Source organism: Thermostichus sp. MS-CIW-34 (assembly GCF_054060435.1).
In genome coordinates this window covers 1-12805 of sequence record NZ_JBSSDE010000059.1, presented here as the reverse complement: position 1 = coordinate 12805, position 12805 = coordinate 1, and the positions used below count along the sequence as shown (strand labels likewise).

Below are 12805 nucleotides of genomic sequence, written 5' to 3'. Positions count from 1 at the left end.
TGGTGCGAATGTGATTGCGCTTTTGGGGGCTGCTGTAAACCAGCCTAGAGGTTCGTGGTTGGCTTGCCAACTGCAGGGCTACCGAAAGCCCGCCCCGTACTGCGAAGCAGTCAGGGTCGGGTAGTTTACTTTCCACATACTTCTCCACATCTCGAAGGTTTGCTTAGAGATTGAGCTAGAGTGTTTCCAGTGGGTTCCTGTGGTGGGCCGCCTTGTTAGGAGGGCAAGACATGAAAGTTGGAGATCGGGTGCGGGTGCGTACCAGCGTGATTGTCTATCACCACCCGGAACATCGCAATCAACCTTTTGACCTCAAAGGCATGGAAGGGGAGCTGAAGGCCGTGCTTCGGGATTGGAATGGCCGCCCGATCAGCGCCAACTTTCCCTTTCAGGTGCAGTTTGACAACAAGTTCCGTGCGCATCTCCAAGCTGATGAGCTGGAGGTGGTTGAGCCGGCCAACTCTGAAGAGCCCGCCGGGACGGCGGCCTAGTTAAGGCCCAACAGCGTGCGGTTGGTTTCCAGAATTGGCCTGATCAACTTGGTTTCTTCGGGGGTGAGGTAATTGGCTATCACTTCTTGTAGGAAGCGATAGGTGGCCTCGCAACTGCGTTGGGTGCGGAAGGCCCGCATTAAGGTCTGGAACCAGTAGAGAAATCGATCTTTGTAGCGTTGCTCATCGTCCAGGAGCATGGCCAAAGCCGAAAGGCGCAGAACCCGAACGGTGTCAGCTTTCCACTTGTTGCTAAAGTCTTCCACCCCTCGCATGAGCAAGTAGGGATCCAGCGCGCGCATTTTCATCTCCACATCCCGGATGATCTGGGCTTCCGCCGCCTGGATCTTGCGATAGGCGCTCAGGCGAAGGTCAAAGGAGGCTAGGTAGGTCTCCATGAACTGCAGCTCCTCATCCCTGAGATACCGTCCGTCGGCAGCGATGCTCAGTTCGCGCAGTTGAGTCAGCATAGGGATCCCTGGGCAAGCTGGAATGAGAATGGAAAAAACACCACCTGTTCTGACTGACGGTCCAGCCTTGGTCTCTCAATCCTATCCCCAAACTCCCGGCCAGAAGAGGGGAATTGCAGGGATCCCCGGCAACCCTCTCAGTCAGGTTAATATTAATTAACAGTCTGTTGCTGCAAGAACCCACTCGACCCCAGATTGTTACCCACAAGTCGCCATCTGCGAGTTCGATTCAAAAACACCCTTTGGGAGGAAACACTTCCGTGAGTCAGAAAGGTAAAAACAAGAAATGGAGAAGCGCGGGGTTATATGCGCTACTGGCCATCGTCTTGATCTCTTTAGCCACCACCTTCTTGGGTACCCGCCCGGCTGAGCGTTTGGAGATCAGCTACTCCGACCTAATCAGCCGCGTCGAACGGGGCGAGGTCAGCAAAGTTTTGGTGGAGACGGCCCCGGATGGTCGCCAAGTTGCCATTGCCGAGGCAGAAATCAACAACCGCGCCACCCAAGTGCAGGTGAATCTGCCCCCCCTTACCCCCGAGTTTGAGAACACCCTGGTTGCCAACGGGGTGGAGCTGGCCGTGCGTCCTGTCCAAGAGGAGGGGCTACTTGGGCGCATTCTCAGCACCTTCTTCCTGCCGGTTTTGCTCTTGCTGGGGCTCTTTTTCCTGCTGCGGCGGGCTCAAAATGGCCCAGGCAGCCAAGCTCTCAACTTCGGCAAATCCAGGGCACGGGTGCAGATGGAGCCGAAAACCCAGATTACCTTCAACGATGTGGCCGGCATCGATCAGGCCAAGCTGGAGCTGGCAGAGGTGGTGGATTTCCTGAAAAATTCAGAGCGCTTCACCGCTTTGGGAGCCAAGATTCCCCGCGGGGTGCTGCTGGTGGGCCCGCCCGGCACCGGTAAGACCCTGTTGGCCCGCGCCGTAGCCGGAGAAGCAGGTGTGCCCTTTTTCTCCATCTCTGGCTCTGAGTTTGTGGAGATGTTTGTCGGGGTCGGCGCTTCTCGCGTGCGGGATCTGTTCGAGCAGGCCAAGCAAAATGCTCCCTGCATCGTCTTCATCGATGAAATTGATGCAGTCGGTCGCCAGCGGGGAGCTGGCTTGGGAGGTGGCAACGACGAACGGGAGCAGACCCTGAACCAGTTGCTCACCGAGATGGACGGTTTTGAGGGCAACTCCGGCATCATCGTCATTGCGGCCACCAACCGACCGGATGTGCTGGATGCGGCGCTGCTACGGCCTGGCCGGTTCGATCGCCAAGTTACGGTGGATCGCCCCGATTTTCAGGGCCGGCTAGAAATCCTCAAGGTGCATGCCCGCGGCAAAACCCTGTCTGCGGATGTGGATTTGGAGAAGTTGGCCCGCCGTACTCCTGGGTTTACCGGCGCCGACTTGGCCAACCTCCTGAACGAAGCAGCCATTCTGGCAGCCCGCCGCAACCTCACCGAGATCTCCATGGACGAGATCAACGACGCGGTGGATCGGGTGTTGGCCGGCCCAGAGAAGAAGGATCGGCTGATGAGCGAACGGCGCAAGGAGTTGGTGGCCTACCATGAGGCGGGCCATGCCCTGGTGGGATCCCTCTTGCCCAACTACGATCCCATCCAAAAAGTGACGATCATCCCCCGGGGACAAGCAGGTGGCCTCACCTGGTTCATGCCCAGCGATGACGACATGGGACTAACCACCCGTGCCCATCTGAAGAACATGATGACCGTTGCCTTGGGTGGGCGTGTGGCCGAAGAAGTGGTCTACGGAGAGTCGGAGATCACCACGGGGGCAGCCAGCGACCTGCAACAGGTGGCCCGCATCGCCCGCAACATGGTGACCCGCTTCGGTATGAGCGATCGCCTGGGAAATGTAGCCCTAGGTCGCCAGTACACCAACATTTTCCTGGGCCGGGAAATCGCCGCAGAACGGGATTTCTCGGAGGAAACAGCGGCCCTCATTGACGAAGAGGTGCGGCGGCTGGTGAACGAGGCCTACCAACGGGCCACCTACTTGATTCGGGAAAACCGTGCCCTCTTGGATCGGATCGCCCGTCGTTTGGTGGAGGCCGAAACCATCGATGGGGAAGAGCTGCAGGCCATCATCGACAACTCTGAGGTGGTGATGCTGCCCCCCGAAGAGGAGCCAGAGCCGCTGACTCTGCCTATGGCCGTCAACGCCAGCGCCTAGTCTCTTTTCCCCAAGCGCAAACCCGGGATCCCTGCTTTTCCTCTTGAGGAGAGAGGGATCCCAATGTTTTGTATGATTTGCGCTGGGAGAGGGGGAGTCCACCCTAGCCGGCAACAGCCGAACCCAACAAAGTCCGGCTCGCCTCTGCTTCCAGGGGCTGAGGCTCGTAGATTTTCAGCACGTACTCCGCTACCATGCGGTCGGTGTTGAAAACGGGGTTGAGCGTGCGGATCGCCTCCTTCATGCGGGCAATCCAGCGGCGCGGGATCCCTTTCTCGTCCCGGTCGTAGAACATGGGGATCACCTCATACTCCAACAAGTCGTAGAGGGAGTTGGCGTCCAAGTCGTCTTGGGCAGCGGGATCCAGACCTTCGATTTCTTGGCCAATAGCCCAGCCATTGCGACCGTTGTAACCCTCCGGCCACCAGCCATCCAGTACCGACAAATTCAATCCCCCGCTGAAGCCCACCTTTTGTCCTGAGGTGCCGGAGGCCTCCAGAGGGCGTCGCGGGTTGTTCAGCCACACATCGACCCCCTGCACCAAATTGCGAGCGACATAGGCATCGTAGTTTTCGATGAAGGCGACTCGGTTGGCCACCTCAGGCCGGTTGGACCATTCCACCACCCGCTGGATCAGGCGCTTGCCCCCTTCGTCCCGGGGATGGGCCTTGCCGGCGAAGATAATTTGCACAGGGTACTCTTTGTTGGTGAAGATGCGGGTAATTCGCTCCAGATTTCGCAGGATCAAATCTCCTCGCTTGTAGGTGCTGAAGCGACGGGCAAACCCAATCGTCAAGACCTTGGGATCCAGCAACTGGTTGACCGCTTGGATGCGCTCATTGCTTTCGCCGCGATTGCGCCGGGCCCGCAACACCCGGTGACGGGTAAAAGACACCAGCCGCTCCCGCAGAGCCTCTTTGCGCCGCCACAGTTCTTCATCTGGGATCTCTTCCACCTTGGCCCACAGTTCCGGGTCTGACACCCGCTCCGGCCAATCGGGGCCCAAGTACTGGTCGTAGAGGTTCCAAAAAAGAGGGGAAACCCAGGTACGGGCGTGAACCCCATTGGTAATGGAGCTGATGGGCACCTCATCCACCGATCGCTCAGGGTAGAGCACATGCCACATTTCGCGAGAAACCCGTCCGTGGAGCTTGCTTACGCCATTGGCTGCCCGCGCGTACCGCAAAGCCAGCACCGTCATGTTAAAGCGCTCCCAGGGATCCCCGGTGCGCCGAGCTCCCAAGGCCAAAAATTGTTCCCGCGTCAGGCCCAGTTGAGGCCAGAAGGAGGCAAAGAACGCATCCATCTCATTGGGGCTAAAGGCATCGTGGCCAGCCGGCACCGGTGTATGGGTAGTAAACACACATTTTTCCCGCACCTTGGCCTCCGCCGTCTCGAAGGGGGTGCCCCGCGCCACTTCCTCCCGCAGCAACTCCAGCGTCAGGAAAGCAGCGTGCCCTTCATTCATGTGATAAACCATGGGATCCAAACCCAACTGGCGCAGCAGGCGCACCCCACCGATACCCAGGATGCACTCTTGGGCAATGCGAGTATCGGTGCTGCCCCCGTAGAGGTGGGCGGTAATCCAGCGATCGATGGGGTCGTTCTCCGGCAGGTCGGTGTCCAGCAGAAAAAGAGGTACCCGGCCCACGTCCGCCCGCCAGGCCCGCGCCTTCACCAACCGCTGCCGCATCGCCACTTCCACCAACAGAGGGCTGCCATCCGGCTGGCGCACCAGAGTCAACGGCAGAGACTCAAACTCAGAGTCTTCGTAAAGCTCCCCCTGCCAGCCATTGTTGTCCAGGCGCTGTTGGAAGTAGCCCTGACGGTAGAGCAACCCGATGGCCACCAGGGGCACCCCCAAATCTGAAGCCGACTTGAGGTGATCGGCGGCCAACATACCCAGCCCGCCAGAGTAGGTGGGCAAAGACTCGTGCAAGCCGTATTCGGCACAGAAATAGGCAATAGGACGCTGCCAGTCGTAGGTTTTCATGGTGCGCTTGGCCCAGGTATCCTCAGCCGTCATGTACTGCCGATAGGACTGCACCATCCGGTTCAACGTGTTGAGGTAGTTCACATCGGTGGCCAAGGCTGCCAACCGCAAGTAGGAAACCTCCTCCAGCATGCGCACCGGGTTGTGGGAGGTTTTTTCCCACAGGGCGGGATCCATTTCCCGGAAAATGGTGAGGTGATCGGGGTTCCAGGTCCACCAATAGTTGCGGGCGATCTCGCACAGGGGCGTGAGCGCTTCCGGCAGCACCGGACAACGTTCGGGAAAAGCAGGAGCTAAGGTGGCAATGGACATAGGACAGATACCTGGGGTTAAAGTTATGGGCTCGAAAAAGAAGAGGTAGAGGTCGATGCTGGTAAACGTATCTCAATTATTATTGAGCCGATCCTGAGGATCCCGAGAGGGGAATTCAAGATCTCTACAAAATCTTCACAAAATCTTCAGGGATGTAACCCAAATTTGCCCAGGCTTCTCTCGATCTTGTCATAGCAGCGCGGAGCCTTCAAAAGCAGCGCTCACAGGCAGCCCAGCTTTCGATTCCGGCAGAAGCTGCCCGTCTATCTTCAGAGATGGTGCAACGTTAGAGTTAACTCAAAGTTAACAAAATCTACAGAACCCCAACGAACCCTTGGGGAACCCCTCCGGTTCAATTAAAATGCTGCTTCTCATAAGCTCTTAAAAACTGCAGCTACTTTTGCTACCAATCGATTATTTTGTTGGCTTCTCCTTGAAGTTGAGCCTTAACGTCCTTCCACCACTGCCAGACTGGTGTTGCGGTAGTAGTGGCTGAGGATCTGTTGGTAAGAGTAGTTTTGGCTGGCCAGGGCGGCAGCTCCCCACTGGCTCATGCCCACCCCGTGCCCGTAGCCGCGCCCCTGAATCTCAAAGAAAGCCGGGAATGTCCCTGCCACAGGAGCCAGGCTGGCCGTAGTGGTGGCCTCCCCGCGCGGGCTAATGGCAATCTTTGTGCTGCGCAACCCAAGAGCCCGACGAAAATCGCCGGCATTGAGATCTTTGATCCCTTGGGATCCCGTCAAGCGCACCGTGATTGCCCGTCCCCACGGGGAGCTGCGCAGTACCTCCACAGAACGAATGGCACCGATCCCGGCAGCCAATTGCTGAATCTGTTGGGCAGGAACGGTGGCCGTCCAGCTAAACACCGGTGAGTGCTGATCGAAATCCGGCACCCCCTGTAAGTAGGGCCGCGACTCTAACCAGACATTGCCTGCATCATCCGTATGTCCCCCCGCAGAGGAGTGGAAAACCGCATTGATCAACTGCCCCTGGTGGATGAGAACCTGCCCGGCGGTCTCACGGGCAGCCGCTTGGGTACGGCTGGATTCGGCAGCCACTCCCTTGTAAACCTGCCAATCAATCCCGTTTCCTAAGTCAAAAGGCTGCTGGGAACGGCGACTGCGGTGGTAGAGGGCATAGGTGCGGGAGGCCACGGCTTGGGCTTTGAGAGCCTCCATGGGAAAACGGTGTCCCATCTCGCTGCCCACCACGCTGGAAACGTAGTCTTCCAAGCCAACTTGGTTGATGGCAATCACCCCGCGCTCGCCAGGGATCAGCTCCACCCAGCCGCGGTACCAATTCTGGTCAATAAACACCAACCCATCGGGGACAGTGGGCTGCAGGTAAAGACGTTCTCCCTGTTGGCCAGCCAAACTGACTGCTGAACCCGAACGGCTGGCCTGCAGCGGTTGCATGGCCTGAACCTCTGCCAGGGGTTGTCCCTGGGCATTCAACAGGCGGGCTCCAGTAGAGCTGCCGATCGTGACCTGAGACTTGTTGACGGCAACAGCCACCCGCAGCAGCACCCGTGCTTGCACCGGAAAGGTCAAGCACAGCCAAGCCCAAACCAGAAGGGCAATACTCCTAAGCCAAGCTGATGGGAGAGGAGAAAAGGAGAGGGCAATAGTCACACACCAATCCTCTGTGAAAGACTACCCGCCGCTGGGCATAGCCAGCGAGGGATCCCAGACAAGTCGGGTTTTGAGAATCCAGGCATAGGGCCGACGCACCCTCAACAACCCAAGCGGCCACCGTTGGGCTCAAGAGATCCCGCACTCGGAAAGCCTTTTTTGAGGCTGGTGCGGGATCCCGGGCAAGGGCCAGCCGAACCCGTTATGACAGTATCAAAAACATCCTGCAGATGCACGACTTCAACCCAGAATTTTCCGCCCCCAGTCTCTCGGTCAGGATTCAGCCGGCTCAGAGGGGATCCCGCGGCGGCGGCAAAACCACTGCTGCAATAGGCGTCGACACTCGACCTCGCAAACTCCGCCGATGATCTCCGGGCAATGGAAGCTGGCGGCAGAAGCTGGCAAATTGAGTACACTGCGCAAAGCCCCGGCCTTGGGATCATCGGCGCCGTAGATTACCTGGGCCAGCCGCGATTGGCTGATGGCCCCGGCACACATGGGGCAAGGCTCAAGCGTGACGTACAGCCGACAGCCCCGCAGTTGCCAATCTCCCAGCCGTTGCCCTGCCTGCCGTAGGGCCAGAATCTCCGCATGGGCCGTGGGATCCCGATCCCGTTCCCGCCGGTTGCTGCTCAAAGCCAGCAACTTTTCCCCTGGCCCCACCACCAGAGCGGCCACCGGCACCTCTCCGGCTTCTCCCGCTTGCTTAGCTTCTCGCAAGGCCAACTGCATCCAGGCGCGGTGGCGCTGCCACGGATCCCGCCCTTGTGGCTCGGAGGAATGGAGCATACTCGGATCCCCGATCATTTTGGGCGTTTCGAGCACTGCCTCTGTCCGCAAGATTTGCTAGGGTAAGCACACATACCCCGAACATCCAAAAGTAAAGAGTAGGAATCAAAAGTAAAGAGTAGGAATAGATAGAATAGACCAGGAGTGAACTGGGTCTTGATGGCGTAAGTCGGGGGAGCGGGTTCACGCCTTTTGAGTCTTGGCGATACGGCTTAGCTTTGGGAGGGAGCATGGCGCGGATTCTACGGCATACACTTTTGGCGATGGCTCTGTTTGGTGGAGGCGTCGCAGGTGGGGTCTGGCTATCGTCTCGAGCGGGGCAGGAGTGGTTACAGCAAACTCCCCTGGTCACTTGGACGCGACGGGCCAGTGAGGGAGTGGGATCCCTTTTGCCCTGGTCTGAGCCCCGCCCTGAGGCTGCGAATTCTGCCCCTCCCGCCGATGCCGTCCGGCCTTCTAATTTTATTGCTGCAGTCGCCCAAAAGGTCGGCCCAGCGGTGGTGCGCATCGATGCCACCCGCACCGTGTCGAGGGGGGTCAACCCAGAACTGTTCAACCAGCCCCTGTTTCGCCGCTTCTTTGGGGATCAACTACCGCAGTTGCCGCAGGAGTTTCGGCAAGAAGGCACCGGATCGGGGTTTATCATCGACGCCAGTGGCCTGATCCTCACCAACGCCCATGTGGTGGAAGGCAGCGAGCGAGTCAGGGTTCATCTGCTGGATGGGCGCACCTTTGAAGGGGAGGTGAAGGGCTCAGACCCGGTTACCGATATCGCGGTGATCAAGATTGAGGGGGAGAATCTGCCCACGGTTACTTTGGGCAACTCTGACTTGGTGCGACCGGGGGATTGGGCCATCGCCATTGGCAACCCGCTGGGCCTGGACAATACCGTGACTGCCGGGATCATCAGCGCCGTCGGGCGCTCCTCCGGGCAAATTGGGGCTGTTAACAAGCGGGTGACTTTCCTGCAAACGGATGCGGCCATTAACCCCGGCAACTCGGGTGGCCCGTTGCTGGATGCGGAAGGGCGTGTGATTGGAGTGAATACGGCCATCTTCCAGCGGGCCCAGAGTGTGGGCTTTGCCATCCCCATCAACCGCGCCATGGAAATTGCCGAGCAATTGATCCGGAATGGTCGGGTAGAGCACGCTTTCTTGGGCATTCGCATGATCACCCTCAACCCCGACATTGTGGCCCGCCTCAACCGCGACCCCGCTCGCCCCACCACGCTGACGGTGGAAGAAGGGGTCTTGATCGGGCAGGTGATTCCGGGATCCCCGGCTGAGGAGATTGGCTTGCGGGAGGGGGATGTGATCACTGAAATCAATGGGCAGGCCATCCGCGATGCCGAGCAGGTGCAGCAGTTGGTGGAAGCCGCCGGGGTGGGCAATACACTGACGCTGCGGGTCATCCGAAATGGACAGGCACGCACCTTCCAGGTGAAGACGGGAGTGCTGCCCTCGGACTTCTAGGGGGCTCCATAGGCCAGCAACTCTCTGATCCCTGTGACAGAATGGCAGTAGGGGCAGGGATCCAGATATGGCTTGGGCAGTTGGTGAACAATTGCAAGGGGGACGCTACCGCATCGAGGCCGTTTTGGGGGAGGGGGGCTTCGGCATTACCTACCAGGCCTGGGATAGCGTTCGTGCCGACCAGGTGGTTATCAAAGTTTTGAACGACAGCCTTCGTGAGGATCCCGACTATCCCCACTTCCAGCAGAACTTCATGAATGAGGCGCTGCAACTGGCCCGCTGCCACCATCCCCATGTGGTGAAGGTGGAAGAAGTGATCTGGGAGCAGGAGCGCTGGTGTATTGTGATGGAGTACATCCGCGGCCAGACTCTGCACCAGCTTCTGCGGCAAAAAGGGCCGTTGCCCCTGCCGGAAGCCCTGCGCCTGACGCGGGAGGTGGGATCCGCCCTGATGGCCCTGCACGAACAGGGGATCCTGCATCGGGATGTGAAGCCATCCAACATCATGGTGCGGGAGGGATCCCAGCAGGCGGTGTTGATCGACTTCGGCCTAGCTCGCGGCTACACCCAAGGTCTGATCCAACGCCACACCTCCTACGGCACCGATGGCTATGCTCCTCTAGAGCAATACGACAGCTTGCGCCGCCGCGGCGCCTTCACCGATGTCTACGCCTTGGCAGCAACCCTCTACACGGCGCTGACGGGGATGGTGCCTATGTGTGCGCCAGTGCGGGCCACAGGCCGCCAGTTGGATACCCCTCGCAGCCTTAACCCCAACATTCCCGAGGTTGTGGAGGCTGCCATTCTCAAAGGGATGGCTCTCCACCCAGAAGAGCGCCCGCAAACCATGGCCGAGTGGCTGGCACTGTTACCGGCAGAAGCCTCTCAACAAGGGAGGAAGCCGGTTGCTTTTGAGCCAGCCATCCGCACCCAAGAGCTGAGGGAGCTGGAGCAGATCTTGGCCCAGCCTCCAGAACCCCAAGACGAGCTGGAACAGCTCCTGTCCCGGCACTCGGCGGAAGAGCTAGAGCAACTGGTGGCACCTCCCACCCCTGCCACTGCCAAAAAAGCTGGAAGAGAAGAGGGATCCGGATCCCTGATTTTTCCTGACGTCTGTCCAGAGGAGAGAGGGAAGGGGGGATCCCTGCCCGGAACTCTCTCTTGGCCAGAGTGGGTGGGGGAAGCAGCCCCTGCCTTGCAAGGTCTGTGGGATCGGCTGCGAGCGGGGCAGTGGGGGGAGGCGGATCGCTGGACGACAGCCCTGATGCTGAAGCTTGCTGGGCGCTCGCAAGTGGGCTTTTTTGATCCCAAGGATGTTCAGGCCTTCCCCTGCCCCATGCTGCGGCTGATTGACCAACTGTGGGTGCGGGCCAGCCAAGGGCGCTTTGGCTTTAGCGTTCAAAAGCAACTGTGGCAAGGATGCGACCCCGGAGGAACCTCAATAGGCAGATCGCGATCCTTCTCCGCCTTGCCCCGCGAAGAGTGTATGGGGGAAGCCGTGGGTTGGCGGATCCAAGGTCGCTGGCTGGGGTACGGCGAGCTCAAAACCAGCCTGGATGCACCGCCAGGACATCTGCCTGTCGGCTTTTTTTGGGGCTACTCGGGTGGCTTGCGCTCGGCGCTGCTGACGCTGGATCGAGTGGTGCTGAAAAAGCTAAAAGCCTGTTTCTAAAAAACCTGGCTTGAAATGACTAAAATGGGTAGCCATCAATTCTTGAAAGGGGAGATGCTCTTTTCTTGTGGGTTTTCGCGAATAGCTAGACCCAAGTGAATCAATGCCGTCTCAACGGTATTGACCTGCTCTGCTAAAGTTTTCCACCCTCTTGCCTTTAAGCCATAACATTTGCCAAAGTAAGCTCGAGCTGCTGCAAAGGAAGCAAAGGTTTTTTTAAGAGTCGCTACGGTCCAGGGCTTGGCATTCAGCCGCAGCCAATTTCGTTGACCTTGCTGCTGTTGCTCGGTGATGAGTTGGTCTGTCAAGCTAACAAGCTCAGCATAGTTGCGCCGCGAGGTCGCGATTGCCGTTTCAAGACTCTCGATGAGACCCATGGTTGTTCTCCTGAGGCAACTTCCCTTGATGAGACTCCTGTTCTTTCTCCTGAAGCAACTTTCTAGAACCGGCAGAGAGCAAGTTGGTTTCAAAAACAGACTTGATGTTGTTCAGGTAACTTTGCAATAAGCTCTTAACCCATAGGATGGGAATTTGGTTTACCGCATTCTGAAGCTGGTCGAAGAGATGCTTGAGCTGCTTCAGAGCTACGATAGCATGACCGAGAACTTCTTGCGCTTGAAGCTGCTCTTCCACAAGCTCTCTCATTCTGTTGGCTAGCCGCTGATTCTCAAGTTCTTTCTCGGTGAGCAAACTAAGAGCTGCTTCCTCAGTCTCGACTATTTTAAATTCAAGTTTTTGGTTCTGCTCTTCCAGAAACTCAATCTGCTTAGTTAGTAAATCCGCCTCAACCCTAAAGCTAATACCTCTATTCGCTGGAAAGCTAATAAGTAGGTCGCTGTACTCTTGCTCTTGAAGCTGCAGCTCTCTGAGTACAGGCTCTGCTAGTTCGGATAAGACTTTGTGAGCTAATCCTACTTTCAAAGTATCTCCGCCGCCGTGTCCGGGAATAGGAATTCTTAAATCACCCCGAACAGCCTGCGTGCTATGTCTGGCACGTCGCTGAACAATTTCCCAGCCCCACTCTTTTGCTTGACGCAAAATATCCCGTTTTCGCCAATTCCTTGGAGCCTGAATAATGGCTTGGATATTTCTCTGCTGCTCTATAATTTCATTTCGCCTCTTGATGAGATACCCTAGCTCTTCTTCGTCGGACATATGATAACATCCTTAGATGAGACTTTCACACTTAGCCTATCCGGTCTTTACGGAGACTAGGGGAAAGTTATGCGGCAAAGCCTTACATCTCAAAAAACATTGATACTAAGAAATATTTTGTAGCTTTGTCCGCGATCTTCCTCAGTAATTCCCAGGACAATCTAGAGGCAGTCAGACTTGGTTCTGCTTGCGAAAAAGGGTGAGTGGCTGGGGTTGGGGAGCTTACAGCCGGCTTGGAAGGGCCAAAAATCACCTGCCGGTGGGCTGTTCCGCGAATACTCAGGCGGCCTGCGCACGGCGCTGCCGATGCTGAAAAGGCTAAAAGCCTGCCTCTAAAAAAACTCCCCTCTCCCAGAGGAGAGGGGTCAGGGGCGAGGGATCCAAGAGCCTTAGTAGCGATGCACCAACTTGTTGATGGGCTTGAAGATGTCTGCCTCAAACTTTTTGCCCTTGAGCATGCGGTTCCAATAGAGCCAGGGTAATAGATGCACCTTGGCTAGGTACATGGAGTAGCGCTCCCGCGTTGGGTCCAGGGGGAAGGAGGGAGCTAGGTCGTGTTGATCTTATGTTAGGATAGAGAGAATGATTTATAGAGGAAAGAGGATGAAGTTGGTTTTTTTAGATGAAAACAAATGGCAGAAGA

The 12805-nt window shown here is 57.5% G+C and carries 10 protein-coding genes and 2 pseudogenes; 5 read left to right on the top strand and 7 right to left on the bottom strand.

Annotated features, from left to right (window positions below; translation table 11 throughout):
• Window positions 1–124 (top strand): annotated as a pseudogene (locus tag ACVWYY_RS14130) (RNA-guided endonuclease TnpB family protein); the annotation flags it as partial.
• A gap of 106 nt (window positions 125–230) precedes the next feature.
• Window positions 231–491: a ferredoxin-thioredoxin reductase variable chain gene (locus ACVWYY_RS14125; protein WP_414332109.1), complete on the top strand. Its 261-nt coding sequence runs from the start codon at window positions 231–233 to the stop codon at window positions 489–491.
• Here ACVWYY_RS14125 and ACVWYY_RS14120 read toward each other — a convergent pair.
• Window positions 488–961, bottom strand: a complete 474-nt coding sequence (locus ACVWYY_RS14120) for a globin family protein (protein ID WP_011432275.1) — start codon at window positions 959–961, stop codon at window positions 488–490. The two genes, ACVWYY_RS14125 and ACVWYY_RS14120, sit on opposite strands and share 4 nt — an antisense overlap.
• Before the next feature lie 260 nt (window positions 962–1221).
• Between ACVWYY_RS14120 and ftsH the strand changes: the two genes are divergently transcribed.
• Window positions 1222–3138 carry an ATP-dependent zinc metalloprotease FtsH gene (ftsH, locus tag ACVWYY_RS14115; RefSeq protein ID WP_414349995.1) on the top strand — a complete coding sequence of 639 codons (1917 nt, stop codon included), beginning with the start codon at window positions 1222–1224 and terminating at the stop codon, window positions 3136–3138.
• A gap of 103 nt (window positions 3139–3241) precedes the next feature.
• On the opposite strand, the gene glgP is transcribed toward ftsH, so the two are convergent.
• The 3 genes from glgP to ACVWYY_RS14100 all read right to left on the bottom strand — a co-directional run bounded on the left by glgP (window position 3242) and on the right by ACVWYY_RS14100 (window position 7863).
• A complete protein-coding gene (gene glgP, locus ACVWYY_RS14110) occupies window positions 3242–5443 on the bottom strand; it encodes an alpha-glucan family phosphorylase (protein WP_414332107.1) in 2202 nt (733 codons plus the stop codon).
• A 446-nt stretch (window positions 5444–5889) separates the two neighbouring features.
• The gene (locus ACVWYY_RS14105; protein WP_457440891.1) at window positions 5890–7074 is read right to left on the bottom strand and encodes a SpoIID/LytB domain-containing protein; all 1185 of its coding nucleotides are present in this window, start codon (window positions 7072–7074) and stop codon (window positions 5890–5892) included.
• A 273-nt stretch (window positions 7075–7347) separates the two neighbouring features.
• Window positions 7348–7863, bottom strand: coding sequence for a nucleoside deaminase (locus tag ACVWYY_RS14100; protein ID WP_457402867.1), 516 nt, complete (start codon window positions 7861–7863; stop codon window positions 7348–7350).
• Window positions 7864–8093: 230 nt separating this feature from the next.
• Between ACVWYY_RS14100 and ACVWYY_RS14095 the strand changes: the two genes are divergently transcribed.
• Complete coding sequence (locus tag ACVWYY_RS14095) at window positions 8094–9335, top strand: HhoA/HhoB/HtrA family serine endopeptidase (protein WP_457440889.1); 1242 nt, start codon at window positions 8094–8096, stop codon at window positions 9333–9335.
• 67 nt (window positions 9336–9402) lie between these two features.
• Window positions 9403–11007, top strand: a complete 1605-nt coding sequence (locus tag ACVWYY_RS14090; RefSeq protein ID WP_457440887.1) for a protein kinase domain-containing protein — start codon at window positions 9403–9405, stop codon at window positions 11005–11007.
• A gap of 35 nt (window positions 11008–11042) precedes the next feature.
• On the opposite strand, the gene ACVWYY_RS14085 is transcribed toward ACVWYY_RS14090, so the two are convergent.
• From ACVWYY_RS14085 to ACVWYY_RS14075, 3 genes and pseudogenes are all read right to left on the bottom strand, one after another.
• The gene (locus tag ACVWYY_RS14085) at window positions 11043–11384 is read right to left on the bottom strand and encodes a hypothetical protein (RefSeq protein WP_414331053.1); all 342 of its coding nucleotides are present in this window, start codon (window positions 11382–11384) and stop codon (window positions 11043–11045) included.
• Window positions 11362–12162, bottom strand: a complete 801-nt coding sequence (locus tag ACVWYY_RS14080; RefSeq protein ID WP_457440885.1) for a hypothetical protein — start codon at window positions 12160–12162, stop codon at window positions 11362–11364. Before ACVWYY_RS14080 ends, ACVWYY_RS14085 begins: the two co-directional genes overlap by 23 nt.
• A gap of 389 nt (window positions 12163–12551) precedes the next feature.
• Window positions 12552–12704, bottom strand: a pseudogene (locus ACVWYY_RS14075) (NAD(P)/FAD-dependent oxidoreductase); the annotation flags it as partial.
• Window positions 12705–12805 lie beyond the last annotated feature (101 nt).